This window comes from Variovorax sp. J22G73, assembly GCF_030317035.1.
In the GTDB taxonomy this organism is placed as follows: Bacteria; Pseudomonadota; Gammaproteobacteria; order Burkholderiales; family Burkholderiaceae_C; genus Variovorax.
The window spans coordinates 1,390,709-1,411,996 of record NZ_JASZYK010000001.1; the positions used below are offsets into that span (position 1 = coordinate 1,390,709).

Annotated in this window: 16 protein-coding genes and 3 tRNA genes; 11 read left to right on the forward strand and 8 right to left on the reverse strand. The window is 66.5% G+C overall.

What is annotated here, in order from left to right; translation table 11 throughout:
* The first annotated feature begins 65 nt into the window (after positions 1–65).
* The 9 genes from tig (at position 66) to QTI51_RS06585 (ending at position 8,457) form a co-directional block, all read left to right on the forward strand.
* Complete coding sequence (tig, locus tag QTI51_RS06545) at positions 66–1,382, forward strand: trigger factor (RefSeq protein ID WP_116908827.1); 1,317 nt, start codon at positions 66–68, stop codon at positions 1,380–1,382.
* Between the two features lie 116 nt (positions 1,383–1,498).
* On the forward strand, positions 1,499–2,107 hold the full coding sequence (clpP, locus tag QTI51_RS06550) for an ATP-dependent Clp endopeptidase proteolytic subunit ClpP (RefSeq protein WP_093129806.1): 609 nt from the start codon (positions 1,499–1,501) through the stop codon (positions 2,105–2,107).
* A gap of 147 nt (positions 2,108–2,254) precedes the next feature.
* Positions 2,255–3,520: an ATP-dependent Clp protease ATP-binding subunit ClpX gene (clpX, locus tag QTI51_RS06555; protein WP_093129807.1), complete on the forward strand. Its 1,266-nt coding sequence runs from the start codon at positions 2,255–2,257 to the stop codon at positions 3,518–3,520.
* Positions 3,521–3,543: 23 nt separating this feature from the next.
* Positions 3,544–5,985, forward strand: a complete 2,442-nt coding sequence (gene lon, locus QTI51_RS06560; protein WP_116908828.1) for an endopeptidase La — start codon at positions 3,544–3,546, stop codon at positions 5,983–5,985.
* A gap of 58 nt (positions 5,986–6,043) precedes the next feature.
* Positions 6,044–6,119, forward strand: a tRNA-Gly gene (locus QTI51_RS06565).
* Positions 6,120–6,182: 63 nt separating this feature from the next.
* A tRNA-Cys gene (locus tag QTI51_RS06570) sits at positions 6,183–6,256 on the forward strand.
* Between the two features lie 99 nt (positions 6,257–6,355).
* Positions 6,356–6,447, forward strand: a tRNA-Leu gene (locus tag QTI51_RS06575).
* Between the two features lie 20 nt (positions 6,448–6,467).
* The gene (locus QTI51_RS06580) at positions 6,468–7,109 is read left to right on the forward strand and encodes a DUF6806 family protein (protein WP_116908829.1); all 642 of its coding nucleotides are present in this window, start codon (positions 6,468–6,470) and stop codon (positions 7,107–7,109) included.
* A 31-nt stretch (positions 7,110–7,140) separates the two neighbouring features.
* Positions 7,141–8,457: an MFS transporter gene (locus tag QTI51_RS06585; RefSeq protein ID WP_116908830.1), complete on the forward strand. Its 1,317-nt coding sequence runs from the start codon at positions 7,141–7,143 to the stop codon at positions 8,455–8,457.
* Between the two features lie 16 nt (positions 8,458–8,473).
* Here the strand turns inward: QTI51_RS06585 and QTI51_RS06590 are convergent, their stop codons facing one another.
* From QTI51_RS06590 to proV, 7 genes are all read right to left on the reverse strand, one after another.
* Complete coding sequence (locus QTI51_RS06590) at positions 8,474–10,702, reverse strand: Ig-like domain-containing domain (RefSeq protein ID WP_286512307.1); 2,229 nt, start codon at positions 10,700–10,702, stop codon at positions 8,474–8,476.
* Between the two features lie 89 nt (positions 10,703–10,791).
* On the reverse strand, positions 10,792–11,589 hold the full coding sequence (locus QTI51_RS06595; protein WP_286512306.1) for a PA3715 family protein: 798 nt from the start codon (positions 11,587–11,589) through the stop codon (positions 10,792–10,794).
* A complete protein-coding gene (murI, locus tag QTI51_RS06600; protein ID WP_116908833.1) occupies positions 11,586–12,389 on the reverse strand; it encodes a glutamate racemase in 804 nt (267 codons plus the stop codon). Before murI ends, QTI51_RS06595 begins: the two co-directional genes overlap by 4 nt.
* Positions 12,390–12,393: 4 nt before the next feature.
* On the reverse strand, positions 12,394–13,947 hold the full coding sequence (locus QTI51_RS06605; RefSeq protein WP_116908834.1) for a fumarate hydratase: 1,554 nt from the start codon (positions 13,945–13,947) through the stop codon (positions 12,394–12,396).
* Between the two features lie 58 nt (positions 13,948–14,005).
* Positions 14,006–15,019 (reverse strand): glycine betaine/L-proline ABC transporter substrate-binding protein ProX, encoded by a 1,014-nt coding sequence (gene proX / locus QTI51_RS06610; protein WP_116908835.1) that lies wholly within the window; start codon positions 15,017–15,019, stop codon positions 14,006–14,008.
* A 23-nt stretch (positions 15,020–15,042) separates the two neighbouring features.
* A complete protein-coding gene (gene proW, locus QTI51_RS06615; RefSeq protein WP_116908836.1) occupies positions 15,043–16,251 on the reverse strand; it encodes a glycine betaine/L-proline ABC transporter permease ProW in 1,209 nt (402 codons plus the stop codon).
* Between the two features lie 20 nt (positions 16,252–16,271).
* Positions 16,272–17,525 (reverse strand): glycine betaine/L-proline ABC transporter ATP-binding protein ProV, encoded by a 1,254-nt coding sequence (gene proV / locus QTI51_RS06620; RefSeq protein WP_116908837.1) that lies wholly within the window; start codon positions 17,523–17,525, stop codon positions 16,272–16,274.
* Between the two features lie 611 nt (positions 17,526–18,136).
* Here proV and fumC point away from each other — a divergent pair.
* On the forward strand, positions 18,137–19,534 hold the full coding sequence (gene fumC / locus QTI51_RS06625) for a class II fumarate hydratase (protein ID WP_116908838.1): 1,398 nt from the start codon (positions 18,137–18,139) through the stop codon (positions 19,532–19,534).
* 59 nt (positions 19,535–19,593) lie between these two features.
* Here the strand turns inward: fumC and QTI51_RS06630 are convergent, their stop codons facing one another.
* Positions 19,594–20,211, reverse strand: a complete 618-nt coding sequence (locus QTI51_RS06630) for an NAD(P)-dependent oxidoreductase (RefSeq protein ID WP_116908839.1) — start codon at positions 20,209–20,211, stop codon at positions 19,594–19,596.
* Positions 20,212–20,324: 113 nt separating this feature from the next.
* On the opposite strand from QTI51_RS06630, the gene QTI51_RS06635 reads away from it, so the two are divergent.
* Positions 20,325–21,278: a LysR family transcriptional regulator gene (locus QTI51_RS06635; protein WP_116908840.1), complete on the forward strand. Its 954-nt coding sequence runs from the start codon at positions 20,325–20,327 to the stop codon at positions 21,276–21,278.
* Positions 21,279–21,288: the final 10 nt, after the last annotated feature.

Here is a 21,288-nt window from a genome sequence, read left to right on the forward strand (position 1 = left end):
CTTGATCTGTATTGATAAAAAAAGATGCAGGCCCCGCGCACCAGCCCCCTTACCAGGAAGACATCATGACCGTGACCGTTGAAACTCTCGAGAAGCTCGAACGCAAGATCACGCTGACCCTGCCGGTCGGCACCATCCAGAACGAAGTCGATTCGCGCCTCAAGAAGCTCGCGCGCACCGTCAAGATGGACGGCTTCCGTCCCGGCAAGGTGCCGATGAACGTCGTGGCCCAGCGCTATGGCTACTCGGTGCACTACGAAGTCATGAACGACAAGGTCGGCGAAGCCTTCTCGCAAGCCGCCAACGAAGCCAAGCTGCGCGTGGCCGGCCAGCCCCGCATCACCGAAAAAGAAGAGTCGCCCGAAGGCGAACTGGCGTTCGACGCGGTGTTCGAAGTGTTCCCCGAAGTCAAGATCAACGACCTGGCTGGCGCTGAAGTCGAGAAGCTCTCGGCCGAAGTGGGCGACGACGCCATCGACAAGACGCTGGACATCCTGCGCAAGCAACGCCGCACCTTCGCCCAGCGCGCGCAAGACGCCGTCGCGCAAGACGACGACCGCGTGACCGTCGACTTCGAAGGCAAGATCGACGGCGAGCCCTTCCAGGGCGGCAAGGCCGAAGACTTCCAGTTCATCGTCGGCGAAGGCCAGATGCTCAAGGAATTCGAAGACGCCGTGCGCGGCATGAAGTCGGGCGACAGCCGCACCTTCCCGCTGTCGTTCCCCGCCGACTACCACGGCAAGGACGTGGCCGGCAAGCAAGCCGACTTCCTGGTCACCGTGAAGAAGATCGAAGCCTCGCACCTGCCCGAAGTCAACGAACAGCTCGCCAAGTCGCTCGGCATCGCCGAAGCCACGGTGGAAGGCCTGCGCGCCGACATCAAGCGCAACCTCGAGCGCGAAGTGAAGTTCCGCCTGCTGGCGCGCAACAAGAACGCCGTGATGGACGCCCTGGTGGCCAACGCCGAGCTCGACCTGCCGAACGCCAGCGTGCAGTCGGAAGTCAGCCGCATGGTCGAAGGCGCCCGCGCCGAGCTGAAGCAACGCGGCATCAAGGACGCCGACAAGGCACCGATTCCCGACGAAGTGTTCCGTCCGCAAGCCGAGCGCCGCGTGCGCCTGGGCCTGGTGGTCGCCGAGCTGGTGCGTGCCAACGACCTGCAGGCCAAGCCCGAGCAGATCAAGGCCCACATCGACGAGCTGGCCGCCAGCTACGAAAAGCCGGCCGACGTGGTGCGCTGGTACTTCAGCGACAACAACCGCCTGGCCGAAGTCGAGGCCGTGGTCATCGAGAACAACGTGACCGATTTCGTCCTGGGCAAGGCCAAGGTCAACGAGAAGTCGGTGTCGTTCGACGAACTGATGGCGCAACAGCAAGGCTGATTCTCCAAGCCGCCCGCAACGCCAATGGGGCTTGTGCTTTGCGGCACGAGCCCCATTTCACTCAGGCGTACAGTGCACACAGCAGTGAACGATCCCATCTTCCGGAGAGAAAATTCATGATCGCAAACGAAATTCAAGGCCTCGGCATGGTTCCGATGGTCATCGAGCAATCGGGCCGCGGCGAGCGGTCTTATGACATCTACTCGCGCCTTCTCAAGGAGCGCATCATCTTCCTGGTGGGCGAGGTGAACGACCAGACGGCCAACCTCGTGGTGGCGCAGCTGCTGTTCCTCGAGAGCGAAAATCCGGACAAGGACATTTCGTTCTACATCAACTCCCCGGGCGGCAGCGTGAGCGCCGGCATGGCGATCTACGACACCATGCAGTTCATCAAGCCCGACGTGTCGACCATGTGCCTGGGCTTCGCGGCCAGCATGGGTGCGTTCCTGCTGGCGGCTGGCGAAAAGGGCAAGCGTTTCTCGCTGCCCAACTCGAAGATCATGATCCACCAGGTGCTGGGCGGCGCACGCGGCCAGGCCACCGACATCGAGATCCATGCGCGCGACATCCTGCGCACCAAGGACCAGATGAACCGCATCCTGGCCGAACGCACCGGCCAGCCGCTGGAAAAGGTCAAGTCGGACACCGAGCGCGACTACTTCCTGACCGCCGACGAAGCCAAGGACTACGGGCTGGTCGACCAGGTCGTGGCCAAGCGCGGTTAAACCCGCCCGGGTGGCCACGGGCCGCCAACGCGGTTGAGATCGCCCGGCGCCGATGGCGCCAAATGGCAAAAAACGGCGTTTTCCACACGGGAAACGCCGTTTTTCTTTCGTTATCATTGTCCACACCCTGTCACGAGGCAAAAGTCCATGGCCGAAAAAAAAGGCTCTTCCAGCGAAAAAACGCTTTATTGCTCGTTCTGCGGCAAGAGCCAGCATGAGGTCAAGAAGCTGATCGCGGGCCCTTCGGTCTTCATCTGCGACGAGTGCATCGACCTCTGCAACGAGATCATCCGCGACGAACTCCCCGCGGGCGAAGAAGCGCGCGACGCGCGCAGCGACCTCCCGACGCCGCTGGAGATCAAGACCAACCTCGACAATTACGTGATCGGCCAGGAGCCGGCCAAGCGCATGCTGTCGGTGGCGGTCTACAACCACTACAAGCGCCTGCGCCACAAGGAAAAGGCCAAGGGCGAGGACGTGGAGCTCAGCAAGAGCAACATCCTGCTGATCGGCCCCACGGGCTCGGGCAAGACGCTGCTGGCGCAAACGCTGGCGCGCATGCTCGACGTTCCCTTCGTGATGGCCGACGCCACCACGCTGACCGAAGCCGGCTACGTGGGCGAAGACGTCGAGAACATCATTCAGAAGCTGCTGCAGAGCTGCAACTACGAAGTCGAGCGCGCCCAGCGCGGCATCGTCTACATCGACGAAATCGACAAGATCTCGCGCAAGTCCGACAACCCCTCGATCACGCGCGACGTGTCGGGCGAGGGCGTTCAGCAGGCGCTGCTGAAGCTCATCGAAGGCACCATGGCCAGCGTGCCGCCCCAGGGCGGACGCAAGCACCCGAACCAGGACTTCCTGCAGATCGACACGACCAACATCCTGTTCATCTGCGGCGGTGCGTTCGCGGGCCTCGAGAAGGTCATCGAAAACCGCACCGAGGCCTCGGGCATCGGCTTCGGCGCCGCGGTGAAGAGCAAGGCGCAACGTAGCATCACCGAGGTGTTCCGCGAAGTGGAGCCCGAAGACCTGATCAAGTTCGGCCTGATCCCCGAGCTGGTGGGCCGGATGCCGGTGGTTGCCTCGCTCGCCGAACTCAGCGAGGACGCGCTGGTCCAGATCCTGACCGAGCCCAAGAACGCCGTGGTGAAGCAGTTCACCAAGCTGCTGCAGATGGAAGGCGTGGACCTCGAGATTCGCCCCGCGGCGCTCAAGGCGATCGCTCGCAAGGCGCTGGCACGCAAGACCGGTGCACGCGGCCTGCGTTCGATCCTTGAACAGTCGCTGATCGACACCATGTTCGAATTGCCGAACGCGACCAATGTCGACAAGGTGGTGGTCGAGGAATCGACCATCGACGAAAACAAGCCCCCGCTGCTCGTGTACCGCGAAGCGGCGAAAAAGGCCTAAAGCCAAAGACGCGAAGGATCTGCATGTCTGGCCACACCCCATTGCCTCCCGAAGCACTCGACCTGCCGCTACTGCCGCTGCGCGACGTCGTGGTGTTTCCCCACATGGTGATCCCGCTGTTCGTGGGTCGCCCCAAGAGCATCAAGGCGCTCGAACTGGCCATGGAAGCGGAGCGCCGCATCATGCTGGTGGCCCAGAAGGCCGCCGCCAAGGACGAGCCCTCGGTCGAGGACATGTTCGAGGTCGGCTGCGTCTCGACCATCCTGCAGATGCTCAAGCTGCCCGACGGCACCGTCAAGGTGCTGGTCGAAGGCCAGCAGCGCGCCCGCGTGAACCGCATCGATGACGGCGAGACCCACTTCTCGGCCAACGTGACGCCCGTGGCGGTGTCCGAAGGCGGCGAGAAGGGCACCGAGGTCGAGGCGCTGCGCCGCGCGGTGATGCAGCAGTTCGACCAGTACGTCAAGCTGAACAAGAAGATTCCGCCCGAGATCCTCACCTCGATCTCGAGCATCGACGATCCGGGCCGCCTGGCGGACACCATCGCCGCGCACCTGCCGCTCAAGCTCGACAACAAGCAGGCCGTGCTCGACCTCGACGACGTCAAGGCGCGCCTGGAAAACCTGTTCGGTCAGCTCGAGCGCGAAGTCGACATCCTGAACGTCGACAAGAAGATCCGTGGCCGCGTGAAGCGCCAGATGGAAAAGAACCAGCGCGATTTCTATTTGAACGAGCAGGTCAAGGCCATCCAGAAGGAGCTCGGCGAAGGCGAAGAGGGCGCGGACATCGAGGAGATCGAGAAGAAGATCAAGCTCGCCAAGATGTCCAAGGAAGGCTTGAAGAAGGCCGAGGGCGAGCTGAAGAAGCTCAAGCTCATGTCGCCCATGTCGGCCGAAGCCACCGTGGTGCGCAACTACATCGACGTGCTGATTGCGCTGCCCTGGAGCAAGAAGACAAAGATCAAGCACGACCTGGCCAATGCCGAAGCCGTGCTCAACGCCGACCACTACGGCCTCGAGAAGGTCAAGGACCGCATCCTTGAATATCTCGCGGTGCAGCAACGCGTCGACAAGGTGAAGGCACCCATCCTGTGCCTCGTGGGCCCACCGGGTGTCGGCAAGACCTCGCTGGGGCAGTCGATCGCCAAGGCGACCGGCCGCAAGTACACCCGCATGGCGCTGGGCGGCATGCGTGACGAAGCCGAAATTCGCGGCCACCGCCGCACCTACATCGGCGCGCTGCCGGGCAAGGTGCTGCAGGGTCTGAGCAAGATCGGCACGCGCAATCCGCTGTTCCTGCTCGACGAAATCGACAAGCTGGGAACCGACTTCCGTGGCGACCCTTCGAGCGCGCTCCTCGAAGTGCTCGACCCCGAGCAGAATCACACCTTCGGCGACCACTACGTGGAAGTCGACTTCGACCTGAGCGACGTCATGTTCGTCGCCACTTCGAATTCGATGAACATCCCGCCGGCGCTGCTGGACCGCATGGAAGTCATTCGCCTCTCGGGCTACACCGAGGACGAGAAGACCAACATCGCGATCAAGTACCTGCTGCCCAAGCAGATGACGAACAACGGCGTGAAAGAAGAAGAGCTGCTCGTCACCGAAGAGGCCGTGCGCGACATCGTGCGCTACTACACGCGTGAAGCCGGCGTGCGGTCGCTGGAGCGCGAACTCTCCAAGATCTGCCGCAAGGTGGTGAAGGGCCTGCTGCTCAAGCAACTGAAGCCGAAGGTGACCGTCGACGGTGCAAACCTCAACGAGTTCCTGGGCGTGCGCAAGTACAGCTTCGGCCTCGCGGAAAAGCAGAACCAGGTCGGCCAGGTGGTCGGTCTGGCGTGGACGGAAGTCGGCGGCGACCTGCTGACGATCGAGGCGGTCACCATGCCCGGCAAGGGCGTGATCAGCCGCACCGGTTCACTGGGCGACGTGATGAAGGAATCGGTCGAGGCCGCGCGCACGGTTGTGCGCAGCCGCTCGCGCCGCCTGGGCATCAAGGACGAGGTGTTCGAGAAGCGCGACATCCACATCCACGTGCCCGACGGAGCCACGCCCAAGGACGGCCCGAGCGCGGGCGCGGCGATGACGACGGCCTTCGTGTCGGCGCTCACGGGCATTCCCGTGCGCAGCGACGTCGCGATGACCGGCGAAATCACGCTGCGCGGCGAGGTGACGGCCATCGGCGGGCTGAAGGAAAAGCTGCTGGCCGCACTGCGCGGCGGCATCAAGACCGTGCTGATCCCGGAAGAGAACGCCAAGGACCTTCAGGACATTCCCGAGAACGTGAAGAACGGCCTCGAGATCGTGCCGGTGAAGTGGATCGACAAGGTGCTCGAGATTGCGCTCGAGAAGATGCCTGTGCCGCTGTCCGACGAAGAAGTGGCCGCATCGGCCGCTGCCGTGGCCGAGCTGGCAAAGCAGCGGGCAGGGGCTCCTGCTTCCGAAGGCTCGGTGAAGCACTGATCGATAGAGAAAGTTTGAGAAGCCTCGAAATATTGGTATATAATTTGAGGCTCGAAACGCGGGAATAGCTCAGTTGGTAGAGCGCAACCTTGCCAAGGTTGAGGTCGAGAGTTCGAGACTCTTTTCCCGCTCCAGTTTTGAAAAAGGGAAGCGCCAGCTTCCCTTTTTTTCGCTAGTTCGATTTCGTATTTCTGCGTGGCGCGATAGCAAAGCGGTTATGCAACGGATTGCAAATCCGTGTAGCCCGGTTCGACTCCGGGTCGCGCCTCCACCTTCTCGTTCAACTAGATTCGACTCCGACTTTCAAGCCCCGCCAACCGACGTTGCCGGGGCTTGTTTTGTTTGGGTTATCGTCGATGTTCAACCTGACGCCCGGATGGTGAAATTGGTAGACACATCGGACTTAAAATCCGCCGCTTCCTTGATCGGGGCATACGGGTTCGACCCCCGTTCCGGGTACCAAACTTACATGGGAGCACTCGATGCCTCGCTACAACGCTCCATTTGAAATCCACGTTCACGGCGATGTGCCGTTGCGTTCGGACGTGAGCTTCGACCAGATCCAGGAGGCGCTCAAGCCCCTGTGGACCTATGCCGGCGCCAAGTCGCTGGCCGACGGCGCAACGAGCACCTACGAAGAAGAGCCGGGCATCCGCTTCGAGCAAAAAGACCACACGCTGCAGATCTGCTGGACCGTGCCGGGCGACGAAGACTTCCGCCAGGCGCTCGACGAGATGTGCATGGCCCTGAACGAGTTGTCGGACCGCGGCGCGGCCATCGAGGTCACCTTCTACGACACCGATTTCGACGAGGAAGAGGGCGACCCCGACGAAGAATCGCGCGACGATTTCCTGATGCTCTTCGTCGGCCCCAACCCGGCCGCGATCATGCAGGTGCAGCGCGACCTGCTGGTGGAAGACGTCGTCAACCTCATGGAGCGCCACTTCGATGGCGCCGAGCTGGGTGGCGTGGTCTCCGAGATCGATCGCCTCTTCAGCGACCGTTTCGACGCGTTGGTGAACTCGCTCGAAATCGGCAAGCGCCCGCGCGGCACGGGCGGCCCCGGCAGTGGCGGCAGCGGTGGTGGTCATGGCGGCGGTCGCCGTCCGCGCCACCTGCACTGAGAACTTCGACTCTCTTCCAGAACCAGGCCGCATGGCCCTGTTTCCAGCCTCCGCGTTGCGCCCTGGCGTGCGCAAGCGCGAGGTGTTCGGTTGGGCGATGTACGACTTCGCCAACTCGGGCTACACCACCGTCGTCATCACCGCAGTGTTCGCCGCCTACTTCGTGGGTGGCATCGCCAAGGGCGCGCCGTGGGCCGCTTTTGCATGGACCGCGGCGCTCAGCGTGTCCTATGCCATCGTGATGCTCACGATGCCCGCCATCGGCGCCTGGGCCGACCAGCACGCCGCCAAGAAGCGCGTGCTGGTCTTCGCGACCCTCGGCTGCGTGCTGGCCACCGCCGCGCTGGCCGTCACGCCGCGCTTCACCGGTACGTCGGGCGTCGCGTTGGCGATGGCGCTGGTCATCGTTTCCAACGCTTTCTATTCCTACGGCGAATCGCTCACGGGCGCCTTCCTGCCCGAGCTGGCCACGGCCGACGGCATGGGCAAGGTGAGCGGCTGGGGCTGGAGCTTCGGCTATGTCGGCGGCATGCTGGCGCTGGGCGTGTGCCTGGCCTACGTGCTGTGGTCGCAATCGAAGGGGCTGCCGGCCGCGCACTTCGTGCCGGTCACGATGCTGATCACCGCCGCCATCTACGGCGCCGCCGCTTGCGCCACCTTCGCGCTGCTGCCCGAGCGCGCCAAGCCGCGAACAATCAGCGCCAATTTCGAAGCTGATGCCGAAGCCGGCGCCTGGCGGCAACTGCGCGACACCTTCCGCCAGGCGCGGGCCTACCGTGACTTCATGTGGCTGCTGGCCTGCACGGTGTTCTACCAGGGCGGCGTGGCGGTCGCGATCACGCTGGCGGCCATCTACGCCGAGCAGGTGATCGGCTTCGTCGCCAGCGAGACGATGGTGCTGATCTTCGTGCTCAACATCGCGGCGGCGGTGGGTGCCTTCGGTTTCGGCTACGTGCAGGACCGCGTCGGCCACAAGCTCTCGCTCGCGGGCACGCTGGTCGCGTGGATCGCGGTGTGCGTGATTGCCGCGCTGGTGACCACCAAGGGCGGCTTCTGGTGGGCCGCGGCCATCGCGGGGCTGTCGATGGGCTCGAGCCAGTCGGCCGGCCGCGCCATGACCGGTTACCTGGCGCCGCCGCGGCAGCTTGCGGAGTTCTTCGGCCTGTGGACCTTCGCCACGCGGCTCGCCAGCATCATCGGCCCGCTGAGCTTCGGCGCGATCACCTGGATGACTGGCGGCAACCAGCGCATCGCGATTCTTTCGACGGCGGTGCTGTTCGTGGCGGGGCTGTTGCTGCTGCTGCCCATCGACATGCAGCGCGGCCGGCAGGCCGCGCTGCGCACCTAGACCTGCAAGGCGCCGGTCAGGGCAGCTTGTCGCCGAACAGGCTGTCGTTGGTCAGCGGGTAGCCGACCTCCGGCGCATAGCGCTTGGTCCAGTTGTCCGGGTTCTTCACGCGTGCAGCGAATGCGGCCAGGTCCGAGCGGTCGAGCGAGCCTGTGTAGATCGCGTTGGTCTGGTTGGCCGGCGACACCGTGAAGCTGAAGGCCGTGCCCGCCGTGGTGAGCGCATCGGGAATGCTGCCCGCCGCGCCACCGAGCGTGATGCTCGCCAGGTAGTTGCCCACCGCGGTGATCTCTCCCGCCTTGCCGTCGCCCAGGCCCGCGATGGTGCCGCCCGCGATGGCGTAGACGGTTTCCGACTTGCCGATGCCGCCCGGCGAGCCCAGCGTGAAGCCCTTGTCCGCGATCGGGTTGCCCGTGACGTCGGTCTGGATGGTCACGATGGTGCCGGCCGGCAGGTTCTGGTCCGCGGTCCAGAAGAAGGCCGTTTCATTGGTGATGCCGCCGAACTCGGCCGCGCCCGCCTTGCGGTCGCGGTCGGTGAACAGCACCTGCGTGCCGCCGTTCACGGCCTTCAGCAGCACGAAGGCGTAGGCGTCGGGCGCTTCGGCGTTGGCGGCCATGAAGAGCAGGTCGCCGGCCACCAGCGGCGTGGGCGTGCCTGCGGTCGTGAAGCTCAGCTGCGTGGCATCGGCGATGCCCGCGAAGGCGTTGCCGGCCGCGTCCATCACGGCGTTGGTCTCCACGGTGAGGTAGTAGCCCGTGCTCATCGCGAGCTTCGCGGTCGGCACCAGCTTCACCGTGTTGAACGCCACCTGGATGCGCGCGGGCGGGCTGTTGGTGTGAAAGCGCTCGACCACGCTGCCGTCGGCTTTGTGCAGCACGATGCTGCCCGAGCCCAGGCGCACGGCTTCGTTGAACGACAGCGTGATCGAGGTGTCGAGGTTCACGCCCACGCGGCCTGCCGCCGGCGATGCCTTCTTCAGCGTCGGGCCGGCGGTGTCCACCCAGGGTGCGCCGAGGCGGACCACGAAGCCGTCGAACTTCTGCTCGGCCGCGGGCAGGTCCTTGGAGGCGGTCTTGCCGTCCCACTTGGTGTCGCCGTTGTCGAGCAGCAGCTGAACCTGGGTGCCGGCCTTGACCGGGCCCGGCACCTCGACCGTCGACTCGAAGCTGCCGCCCGTTTCCTTGCGCAGCGCCTCGAGGTCGTTCGACAGCTCCACCGGCGCGGTGTTCGCGTTGCCGTTCCACGCGAACAGCGCGAAGTTGCGGTCGACCTCGGGCACGCTGGCGCCCGCCGGACCGGCCACGATCAGGTAGTTGCCGTCGCTGCCCTTGTCGATGGAGCGGATGCCGCGGCCGCCCAGCTCCAGCTCGATGGACGCGCCGAAGCTGGCCTGGGTGGCCGTGCCGGCCATCAGCGCGGCGTAGTTCTGCAGAGGGACGATCAGCGCCTTGGCACGCACCAGCGCGCCCGTCTGCGGCGCGCGAAAGCCCAGCCACAGGGCGGTGTCGCCGGGCGAGCTGGTCATGCCCTCGATGGAGAAGCCGTCCACGCGCTCGGGCACGATGCCGGCCGCGGCCGACACGGCAAAGCCGAAGTGGTTGGCGCCCAGGCCGTGGGTGTTGCCGGTGTCCCAGGCGATCAGTTGCGCCTCCAGCAGCGAGAACTGGCCCACGTAGTCGAACGCGGTGTTCGCGCCGGTGCCCGTGACCTTCACCGCGAACAGGTGCGAGCGGTCGGCCGCGGCGTCGCCGCCGTCCTTCTTGTTGCTGTTGGAACCGGTGAAGTACAGCGTGTCGCCGATGCGCGTGCCAGCCTCGAGGTCGAGCTCCTTCGCGAGCTTGGGGCCTTCGAGCTTGTAGCTCCACTCTTTCACCGCCGCGCCGCCGCCGCGCGGGTACACGCGCAGCACGTTGGCTTCATCGTCCGCGACGATCATGAATTTGTCGGGCAGGGCGAGCGCGGTCGATGCGTCGGACGAGCCTTCGGTGGTGCCGGCATTGGGCGTGAACCGCGCCTTGGAAACGAGCTGGTCGGGCTCGGGCTGAACGACGGGTTCGGGTTCGGGCTGCACGGCCGGCGGCGTGGTCGCCACGGGCGGGAAGAAACCACCGATGCTGCCGGCGTCACTGCCGCCGCCGCAAGCGGCGAGCAACAGGGAGAGGGTGCTGGCGAGCAGCATGGGCTTGAAGGGAATGCGGGCCGAAAAAAGCGAGCTCGAAAGCGAGTTGGGAAGCGGGTTCATTGTGCGCGGTGGTTCTCTGTAGGAAACCGCGCATGCTGTTGATTGCACATGACAGGTCCGTGAAAGACCGTGCGCAAGTCAGGCTCTGTTCAGGGTGTCTGCTGGCGCAATTGCTTCGGCACCTTGTACCGTTCGCCGTCGTAGCGCAGCACCACGGTGCTGAACCTGGCGGGCAGCGTCTTCTCGACGCAGCCTTGGTCTTCTTCCTGCTGCGCACGGCTTTGCACCAGGGTGCGCGACAGCTGCAGGTCGGCCAGTCCGTTGCTCGTGGCCTTGCCCACCGAGAGCATGGTGCGCAGCTTTTCGAAGTGGCCGGTGCAGGTCGCGTCCCAGCCGCCGTTGTCGTGGTCGAGCTCCACTTCCTGCAGCACCTGGCGAAACTGCTTGCCGTGGTGCACGTACAGCCGCACGGTCTCGCTCGCGAGCGGGCTGCCGGGCGCGCTGGTGCCGCGGTAGCGCACGCGCACGCCGAAGGCCCGGGCCTCGCTCGACAGCACATAGCGCGAGGTGTCGATGCGGATGTCCTGGATCGACGTGGTCGCGTCTTCGTCGAGCGCTTCGGGCTGCATCAGCCGGCCGATGACGGTGTCGCGCTCGGTGTTGCCGTTGTCGGGGCGCTGGATCAGCAGGATCTCCAGGTCGAAGACCTTGGCGCCGCGGTCGGTGGTTTCGCGCGGCATCGGCAGCACGACGATGCTGCGACCCGGAAACGCCGGCCAGATCTTGCAGGCCGCGAGCCGCTCGTCGAGCGGGCGGTTCGGGTGCAGCTTGGCGTGCATGCGCTCGGCCAGGCCGCTCTCGCAGGCCGCGTGGCTCAGGCCGGCGGCCGAGAGGCACAGAAGAAGGGCGGCGTGGCGAAGAAAGCGCATGAAGGCAAATGGGTTCAAGCCGACGCCGGGGTCGCGCTTGCGGTCAGCCCGAGCCATCGCGCAGCGGCGACCTCGAGCACGGCGAGCTGGCCGCTGCTTTCCAGGCGCAGCATGCCCACGCCCTGGTTGTCGTGCGCGAGCTGGCCCGCCGCTGCGAGCAGCCGCCGCGTGTGCTGCGCAACGGGGACGCCCGTGTCGATGAAGCGCAGCGCGGCCGGGGCGTGCTTGCGCAACTCGTCCTTCACGAGCGGGTAGTGGGTGCAACCGAGCACCACGGTGTCGACGTCGTTCGCGCCGTCACCGAAGGGCCCGGCCTCGTTCATGTAGCGCTCGCACAGCGCGGCGATGCCCGCGGCGTCGAAGCCTTCGATGGCTTTCACCAGCCCGTCGCAGGGCACCGGGCGCACTTCGGCCGAGCCGGCGAAGGAGGTGCGCAGCGCGGCGTACTTGGCGCTCGCCAGCGTGCCGCGCGTGGCCATCACCGAGATGTGCCCGGTGCGGCTCGTTGCCACCGCCGGCTTCAGCCCGGGCTCCAGCCCCACGATGGGCAGCGCGGGGTTTTCCGCGCGCAGCAGGTGGATGGCCGCGGTGGTCGCCGTGTTGCAGGCCACCACGAGCGCCTTGATGCGGTGTTCGCGCACCAGGTGCTCGACCACCGCGCGCGAGCGCTCGATGACGTAGGCGTCCCCGCGCTCGCCGTACGGCGCGTAGGCGGTGTCCGCGAAGTACACGAAGTTCTCGCGCGGCAGCTCGGCGCGCAGCGCGGCCAGCACGCTGAGCCCGCCCACGCCGCTGTCGAACACGCCGATCGGGTTCAAGGCCTCAGGCCTCTTCCATCATGATGGTCTTGAACTCGCCGCTGGCAATGCGCTTCTGCCACTCGGCCGGGCCGGTGATGTGCGCGCTGGTGCCGCCGGCATCGACCGCCACCGTCACGGGCATGTCGACCACGTCGAACTCGTAGATGGCTTCCATGCCCAGGTCGGCAAAGCCCACCACCTTGGCGGTCTTGATGGCCTTGCTCACCAGGTAGGCGGCACCGCCCACGGCCATGAGGTACGCGCTCTTGTGCTTCTTGATGGCCTCGATGGCCACCGGGCCGCGCTCGGCCTTGCCGATCATCGCGATCAGGCCGGTCTGCGCCAGCATCATCTCGGTGAAGCCGTCCATGCGCGTGGCGGTGGTCGGGCCGGCCGGGCCCACGGCCTCGTCGCCCACCGGGTCGACCGGGCCGACGTAGTAGATGACGCGGTTGGTGAAATCTACCGGCAGCTGCTCGCCCTTGGCCAGCATGTCCTGGATGCGCTTGTGCGCGGCGTCGCGGCCGGTGAGCATCTTGCCGTTCAGGAGCAGCGTGTCGCCCGGCTTCCAGCTCGCCACTTCGGCGGGCGTGAGCTTGTCGAGGTCGACGCGCTTGCTCTTCTTTTCGTCGGGCGCCCAGTTGACGTTGGGCCACAGGTCGAGCGACGGCGGGTCGAGGTACACCGCGCCGCTGCCGTCCATCACGAAGTGCGCGTGGCGGGTGGCCGCGCAGTTGGGGATCATCGCGACCGGCTTGCTGGCCGCATGCGTGGGGTACATCTTGATCTTGATGTCGAGCACGGTGGCCAGGCCGCCCAGGCCCTGCGCGCCGATGCCCAGGGCGTTGACCTTCTCATACAGCTCGATGCGCAGCGCCTCGACCTTGCTCAGCTCCGCGCCCGAGGCCTTCTTGGCCTGCAGCTCGTGCATGTCGAGGTCGTCCATCAGGCTTTCCTTGGCCATCAGCGCGGCCTTCTCGGCCGTGCCGCCGATGCCGATGCCCAGCATGCCCGGCGGGCACCAGCCGGCGCCCATGATGGGCACGGTCTTCAGCACCCAGTCGACCACGCTGTCGCCGGGGTTCAGCATGACCAGCTTGCTCTTGTTCTCGCTGCCGCCGCCCTTGGCCGCCACGGTCACCTCGACGGTGTTGCCCGGAACGATTTCCGTGAAGATCACCGCGGGCGTGTTGTCCTTGGTGTTCTTGCGGTCGAACTGCGGGTCGGCCACGACCGAGGCGCGCAGCGTGTTGTCGGGGTGGTTGTAGCCGCGGCGCACGCCTTCGTTGATGGCGTCGTCCAGGCTGCCGGTGAAGCCGCCCCAGCGCACGTCCATGCCCACCTTGAGGAACACGTTGACGATGCCGGTGTCCTGGCAGATCGGGCGGTGGCCCGTGGCGCTCATCTTGCTGTTGGTGAGGATCTGCGCAATGGCGTCCTTGGCCGCGGGGCTCTGCTCGCGCTCGTAGGCCTTGGCCAGGTGGGCGATGTAGTCGGCGGGGTGGTAGTAGCTGATGTACTGCAGCGCGGCGCTGATCGATTCGATCAGGTCGGCCTGCTGGATCGTGGTCGTCATGGTGGGGGGAGTTTTTTATGAATGTGAAAACGCCCCCCGATTATCTCAGCCGACGCGCCTACCGCGCCGCGGCCCGGGCTTGCTCTATCCAGCCGTCGAACAGCTGCTGGTGCACCCGGATCCACCCGTCGGTGTGGCGCTCCACGTCCTGCTGCGTGTTCGCGCCCTGGCTCATGCGCAGGTTCTGCGCGTTGATGTCCGAGATGGGCAGCTTCATCACCTCGAACAGCTTGGCCGCCGCCGGGTTCTTCTCGGCGAAGGCGCGGTTGGCGACGATCTGTTCCTGGTTGGCCTGGAAACCGTAGTTCTTGCCGTTGGGCAGCTGCGTGTCCGCGGCGCCTTCCTGCGAGGAAGAGAAGGGCACCTGCAGCCACACCACGTCCGTGCCCGGGCGCAGCACCGCGCTCACCCAGTAGGGCGTCCAGGTGTAGTACAGCACCGGCTTGTCCTGCTTGAAGCGGGCGATGGTGTCGGCCATCAGCGCCGCGTAGCTGCCCTGCTTGTGGGTGACCGTGTCGCGCAGCTGGTAGGCGCCCAGGTGGTTCTCGATGGCCAGCTCGCAGCCCCAGCCCGGGTTGCAGCCCGTCAGGTCGGCCTTGCCGTCGCCGTCGGCGTCGAACAGCTTCGCGATGGCCGGGTCCTTCAGCTGCGCGATGTTGGTGATGTTGTATTGCTCGGCCGTCTTGCGGTCGATCAGGTAGCCCTGCACCGCGCCGTCGGAATACACGCCCTTGCGCCACAGCTTGGCGTCGCCGCCGCTGTTCTTGTAGAAGTCGGCGTGCAGCAGGCTCCAGTGGTTGGTCATGAAGGTGGCGTCGCCATTGGCGATGGCCAGGTGCTCGGTGGCGGGCTCCAGGTCCTTCATGGGCTCGACGGTGTAGCCGAGCTTCTGCAGCCCGCGCATCACCAGCAGCGTCTGGAACGCCTCTTCGGCGAGCGAGCTCTTCAGCGGCAGCACGGTCACGCCCTTGCCGGGCAGCTCGTTGGCGGCGTGGGCCACGTTCGCGGCCAGGCCGAGGGCGACGAAGCCGGCGGCCACCAGGCCGCGCGCGATGGCATTGATCTTTCTCATGCGTCGGGTTCCTCCTTCGGTGCTCAATGGGCTTGCGTGGACAGGGCGGGCGCGGCTTGCGCACCTTCGCTCGAGGTCGGGCTCACCAGGCGCTGCAGCTGGCGCAGCACGAAGCCGACCGGCCCCGTGTGCCACCAGCGGCGCCCGGCGCTGCGGCGCGACTTGCCCATGGCCTGCGTCAGGCGGTCCAGCGTGATGGCCAGCAGCACGATGCCCAGGCCGCCCACGGTGGCCAGGCCCATGTCGAGCCGGCCGATGCCGCGCAGCACCATCTGGCCCAGGCCGCCCACGGCGATCATCGAGGCGATGACCACCATCGACAGCGACAGCATCAGCGCCTGGTTGATGCCCGCCATGATCGACGGCATGGCCAGCGGCAGCTGCACCTTCACCAGCATCTGCCAGGGCGAGGCGCCATAGGCGCGCGCGGCCTCGATGAGGTCGGGGCGCACCTGGCGCAGGCCCAGGTTGGTCAGCCGCACCAGCGGAGCCAGCGCGAAGATGATGGTCACGATCACGCCCGGCACGTTGCCGATGCCGAACAGCATCACCACCGGCACCAGGTACACGAAGGCGGGCGTGGTCTGCATCGCGTCGAGCACCGGCCGCATGATGCGTTGCGCACGGTCGCTGCTGGCCAGCAGCACGCCCAGCGGCAGGCCGATGACCATGCAGAACACCAGCGAGGTCAGCACCAGCGACAGCGTCACCATGGCCTCGGGCCAGATGCCCAGCATGGCCACCAGCAGCAGCGCCACGGTGGTGCCGATGGCCAGCGCGCGGCCGGCGAACTGCCAGGCGAACAGGCCGATGAGGGCGATCATCGCCAGCGTGGGCAGGCCGGTGAGCAGGCCCTGCACCCAGTTCAGCGTGCTGTCGATGGGCAGGCGCACGGTCTGGAAGAAGGGGCGGAAGTGCTCGACCACCCAGCCCAGGCCCTGGTTGATCCAGCTTTCGATGGGCAGCGAGCCGTCCCACAGGCGGTGCAGCTGGAAGCCGCTGGCCGCACTGTCGGCCTGCCCGGCGAGCTGGTGCGCGGCGCCGACCGGCGCGTCGAGCCAGGCGCTGGTGGCCGAGGTGTCGGGCGCGGCCGAGATGGCTTGCCACGGATCGACGAAGGCAGAGGCGTCGGGTGTAGCAGGTGCGGAGGGTGTGCTCAATGCGGGCGTGTTCAACGCAGGCGCGCCCAGGTCGGGCGTGGCCAGCTCGGAAGGAAATGTGGTGTCGTTCATCGTTCAGGGTCCTTCGTGATTCAGTGCGGCTCGGCGGCGAGCGCGGGGGCGGCGTGCGGCGACACGGGCTCGATGGGCGGCGTCTCGCGGTCGAGGAACTTCAGCAGCGTCGTCTTGCTGATCGCGCCGCAGAAGCGGCCGTCGTTCGCCACCACCGGCAGCGCGCAGGGCGCCTGCGCGAGCTGGCCGATGAGCCCGGCCACCGGTGCCTCGGCATCGATGCGCGGCAGGTCGGCCAGGAACGCGTGCTGCAGCCCCAGCGGGCCCGAATGCCCGTCGAGCGCGCCGCGCAGCGTGTCGGCCGACACCACGCCCAGGAAGCGCTTGGTCGGGCTGGTCACGTAGGCGAAGTCGCGGTCCTGGTCCTCGAGCAGCTTCAGCGCCGCGCGCGCGCCGCGCTCGGGGTGCTCCGACACCACCGTGAGCGACTTGCGCGCGATGTCCGCCGCCTTGAACACGGCCGCCGCGTCCACGCCGCGCACGAAGCTGCGCACGTAGTCGTCGGCGGGGCTGCGCAGGATCTCGTCGGGCGTGCCGACCTGGATCACCTGGCCGTCCTTCATGATCGCGATGCGGTCGCCGATGCGCATGGCCTCGTCCAGGTCGTGCGAGATGAAGACGATGGTGCGGCGCTGCTCCTGCTGCAGGCGCAGCAGCTCCGACTGCATCTCGGTGCGGATGATCGGGTCGAGCGCCGAGAAGGCCTCGTCCATCAGCAGGATCGACGGGTCCGAAGCCAGCGCGCGCGCCAGGCCCACGCGCTGCTGCATGCCGCCCGAAAGCTCGTCGGGGTAGCTCGCGCCCCAGCCCGCCAGGCCCACCTGCGCGAGCGCCTTGTCGGCCTGCGCCAGGCGGTCTTTCTTGCTGGTGCCGGAGAGCTCGAGGCCGAAGGCGGTGTTCTCACGCACCGTCATGTGCGGCATCAGCGCGAACGACTGGAACACCATGCTGATGTCCTTGCGGCGCAGGGCGCGCAGCCGGGCGTCGGAATGCTCGTTGATGTCGGCGCCGTCGATCACGATGCGCCCCGCCGTGGGCTCGATGAGCCGGTTCAGCAGCCGCACCAGCGTGGACTTGCCGGAGCCCGAGAGACCCATGATGACGAAGATTTCTCCAGCCTGGATTTCGAAGGTGGCGTCGAACACGCCGATCGACTGACCGGTGCGCGCGAGGATTTCTTTCTTTGAAAAACCTTGCCGGACCAACTCCAGGGCTTGCTCCGGCTCGTCGCCGAAGACCTTGAAGACGTGGTCGATGAGAATTCCTTTGGCCATATGCGAGGGGCTCCTTGTTGAAGGGTGGACGGAACGCCGCTCTTCACGAAAGTGAAAGGGCGACAGCGACCGCGCCATCAGCCGATGGGTTGCCGGGGGGAGCGCGCGAACGTCGTGAACGTCGTGAACGTCGTAAATGACGACGGCAGACGCGCGCAATGGCCCGGCAGCCTCGAGGGCTGCCGACAGGCACTGAAGACGACATGGCGACGAAGCCAGTGCCCGCCGGATGCTTCATTCGCAGGTCAACGGGCCTGGTCGAGGGGCGCCGCCTGGATGAGCGTGACGTGGCAATGGGGGCAGAACAAATCCGCCCGGTTTGCCGGGCTGGGCCCGGCGGCAAAAGCACCTTGCACCGCGACGGGATTCAGGGATCCGCGAGTAGTGAAGGGGTGACCGGCCCGCGTCGCCATGAAGAATCATCATGACTTGTGGGTCGTCGTAAGCCTTTGATCATAACTTTTCGGCATGATGAAAGTCAAGGCGCAAGGCGTATCGTCATGTCAGCGGAGAGGCAATGGCCCCGTCAGATGCGAGCTACTCGTATTGGCCGATACTCGGCACCGCGTCCGCACGGGCGCGACCTTTCATGATCCCCGGAGCTTTTTTCCATGACGACTTCCCCCAAGACCCGCGCCGAGCGTGACACCTTCGGCCCGATCGACGTGCCGGCCGACAAGCTGTGGGGCGCGCAAACGCAGCGCTCGCTGCAGAACTTCGACATCTCGGGCGAGCAGCAGCCGCGCGAGATCATCAAGGCGCTGGCCCAGGTGAAGCGCGCATCGGCCGTGGTGAACCACGCGCTGGGCCTGCAGGACGAGAAGAAGACCCAGGCCATCGTGGCCGCGGCCGACGAAGTCATCGCCGGCAAGCACCCGGGCGAGTTCCCGCTGGTGGTGTGGCAAACGGGCTCGGGCACGCAGACCAACATGAACGTCAACGAGGTGCTGGCCAACCGCGCCAGCGAAATCCTCGGCGGCGAGCGCGGGGAAGGGCGCCTTGTGCACCCGAACGACGACGTCAACCGCAGCCAGTCGAGCAACGACGTGTTCCCCACCGCCATGCACGTGGCCGCCGTGGAAGCCATCACGCACAAGCTGCTGCCCGCCATCGCCAAGCTGCGCGGCACGCTCGACCAGAAGGCCAAGGACTTCGCCGACATCGTGAAGATCGGCCGCACCCACCTGCAGGACGCCACGCCCCTCACGCTGGGCCAGGAGTTCTCGGGCTACGTGGCGCAGTTGGCGCATGGCGAAGCGCACGTGCGCGCCGCGCTGCCGCACCTGAGCGAACTGGCGCTGGGCGGCACGGCCGTCGGCACCGGGCTGAACGCGCCCAAGGGCTACGCGGAGCAGGTGGCGGCCGAACTGGCCAGGCTCACGGGCCTGCCCTTCATCACCGCGCCGAACAAGTTCGAGGCCATGGCCAGCGTCGATGCGCTGGTGCACGCCCACGGCGCGCTGAAGACGCTGGCCGCCAGCATGAACAAAATCGCCAACGACGTGCGCTGGCTCGCCAGCGGCCCGCGCAGCGGCATCGGCGAACTGAGCATTCCCGAGAACGAACCCGGCTCGTCGATCATGCCGGGCAAGGTCAACCCGACCCAGAGCGAGGCCGTCACGATGCTGGCCGCGCAGGTGTTCGGCAACGACGTGGCCATCAACATCGGCGGCGCCTCGGGCAACTTCGAGCTGAACGTGTTCCGCCCGATGGTCGCGCACAACTTCCTGCAGAGCGTGCGCCTGCTGGCCGACGGCATGGTGAGCTTCAACGACCACTGCGCCGTGGGCATCGAGCCCAACCGCGAACGCATCACCGAGCTGGTGCAGCGCTCGCTGATGCTGGTGACCGCGCTGAACACGCACATCGGCTACGACAAGTCGGCCTACATCGCCAAGAAGGCGCACAAGGAAGGCACCAGCCTGCGCGAAGCGGCGATCGCCTCGGGCCACCTGACGTCCGAGCAGTTCGACCAGTGGGTGGTGCCGGAGAACATGACCGGTCGTTGATCCGTTCAGCCTCCCAATGAAAAAAGGACCCGCGAGGGTCCTTTTTCGTTGCCGTCCGCTCAGTAGCCGATGGTGTAGCGCTGGCGCGAGTGCGCGGGCTTTTCCAGCTCGTCGATGAACGCGATCGCGTAGTCCTCGAAGCTGATCCAGCTGCGGCCTTCGGCGCTCACCAGCAGGTCGTCCTTGCCCAGGCGGAACTTGCCCGTGCGCTCGCCGTCGACGAACTCGGCGGAGGGCGACAAGAAGGTCCAGTCGAGGTCCTTCTCGTTGCGCAGCGCGTCCAGGAACACGCCGCCGGCCGAGGCTTCGGCGCGGTAGGCATCGGGGAAGTTCGGCGTGTCGATCACCTTCAGGCCGGGCGCGGCGAACAGGCTGCCGGCGCCGCCGACCACCAGCAGGCGCTTCACGCCGGCGCGCTTGGCCGGCTCGATGATGGCCGCGGGCGGCACGGTGGCGAAGTGCGCGGCGCTGAACACGGCGTCGTGGCCGGCGAGGGCTTTTTCCAGCGCGGGGGCGTCGAGCACGTCGAGGTCCAGCGCCTTCACGTTGTCGCGCCCGGCCAGCTTGGCGCTGGCCTTGCGCGCGATGGCCGTGACCGTGTGGCCGCGGCGCAGCGCTTCTTCCAGAAGGCGGCCGCCGGCGCGTCCGGTGGCACCGATGATGGCGATGTGGCTCATGAGGAACTCCTGTCGAAAAAGACGAAAGTGGATGGAATGAACCGCATCTTAGGTTTCTGATTCCGAAAGAAATACCTCGATTTGCGCGTTTGTTTATTTCTAGAATCGTTCGAATGGACCGACTGAATGCAATGCGGGTGTTCGTGAACGTGGTCGACGCGGGCAGCCTTTCTGCCGCGGCCGACAAGCTCGACATGTCCCGCCCCGTAGTGACGCGCTATGTGGCCGAGCTGGAGCAATGGACCGGCGCGCGGCTGCTCCACCGCACCACGCGCCGCCTGAGCCTCACCGCCGCCGGCGAAGAGCTGCTGCCGCGCTGCCGCCAGGTGCTGGAGCTGGCGCTCGACATGCAGGCCGCCGTGCGGCACCCGGCCGAGGCCCCGAGCGGGCAGTTGCGCATCACCGCCAGCACCTCGTTCGCGCAGGCGCAGCTGGCCGACGCGGTGGCCGACTATGTGCGGTTGTACCCGGGCGTGGCGGTCGACCTGGTGCTGCTCGACCGCGCGGTGAACCTGGTGGACGAGCGCATCGACCTGGCCATTCGCGTGGCCGCCGAAATCGACCCGAACCTCATCGCGCGCCGGCTCACGGACTGCCGCTCGGTGGTGTGCGCGTCGCCGGCGTACCTGAAGGAGCACGGCCAGCCGCTGCGGGTGGAAGAGCTGGCGCAGCGCAACTGCCTCACGCACTCGTACTTCGGGCGCAGCCTGTGGAACTTCACGCGCAAGGAGACGGGGGAGCCGGCCTCGGTGGCCGTGGGGGGCAATGTGTCGGCCAACGACGCGGCCAGCCTGATGTACCTGGCCCGCGCCGGGGCCGGCGTGGCGATGCTGCCGACCTACCTGGCGGCGCCCTTGCTGCAGGCGGGGGAGCTGGTGCGGCTCTTCGACGATTTCGAGCCGCAGGTGGTGGGCATGTACGCGGTGTACGCATCTCGCAAGCACATGCCGGCCACCTTGCGCACCATGCTCGATTTTCTGGCCGGGCGCTTCAGCGACGTGCCGTCGTGGGACGCCCGGTGCGCCGCTGCGGCGGCGGCAGCGGCTATCGCTGCCGTCACCGCGTGAGGCGCGCGGG

Coding starts and splice junctions, on each gene's coding strand:
- QTI51_RS06605 (WP_116908834.1), bottom strand. CDS start 13,947: ATGACGACCACGATCCAGCAGGCCGACCTGATCGAATCGATCAGCGCC.
- fumC (WP_116908838.1), top strand. CDS start 18,137: ATGACGACTTCCCCCAAGACCCGCGCCGAGCGTGACACCTTCGGCCCG.
- clpX (WP_093129807.1), top strand. CDS start 2,255: ATGGCCGAAAAAAAAGGCTCTTCCAGCGAAAAAACGCTTTATTGCTCG.
- QTI51_RS06590 (WP_286512307.1), bottom strand. CDS start 10,702: ATGAACCCGCTTCCCAACTCGCTTTCGAGCTCGCTTTTTTCGGCCCGC.
- lon (WP_116908828.1), top strand. CDS start 3,544: ATGTCTGGCCACACCCCATTGCCTCCCGAAGCACTCGACCTGCCGCTA.
- QTI51_RS06580 (WP_116908829.1), top strand. CDS start 6,468: ATGCCTCGCTACAACGCTCCATTTGAAATCCACGTTCACGGCGATGTG.
- QTI51_RS06630 (WP_116908839.1), bottom strand. CDS start 20,211: ATGAGCCACATCGCCATCATCGGTGCCACCGGACGCGCCGGCGGCCGC.
- clpP (WP_093129806.1), top strand. CDS start 1,499: ATGATCGCAAACGAAATTCAAGGCCTCGGCATGGTTCCGATGGTCATC.
- QTI51_RS06635 (WP_116908840.1), top strand. CDS start 20,325: ATGGACCGACTGAATGCAATGCGGGTGTTCGTGAACGTGGTCGACGCG.
- tig (WP_116908827.1), top strand. CDS start 66: ATGACCGTGACCGTTGAAACTCTCGAGAAGCTCGAACGCAAGATCACG.
- proV (WP_116908837.1), bottom strand. CDS start 17,525: ATGGCCAAAGGAATTCTCATCGACCACGTCTTCAAGGTCTTCGGCGAC.
- proX (WP_116908835.1), bottom strand. CDS start 15,019: ATGAGAAAGATCAATGCCATCGCGCGCGGCCTGGTGGCCGCCGGCTTC.
- QTI51_RS06585 (WP_116908830.1), top strand. CDS start 7,141: ATGGCCCTGTTTCCAGCCTCCGCGTTGCGCCCTGGCGTGCGCAAGCGC.
- proW (WP_116908836.1), bottom strand. CDS start 16,251: ATGAACGACACCACATTTCCTTCCGAGCTGGCCACGCCCGACCTGGGC.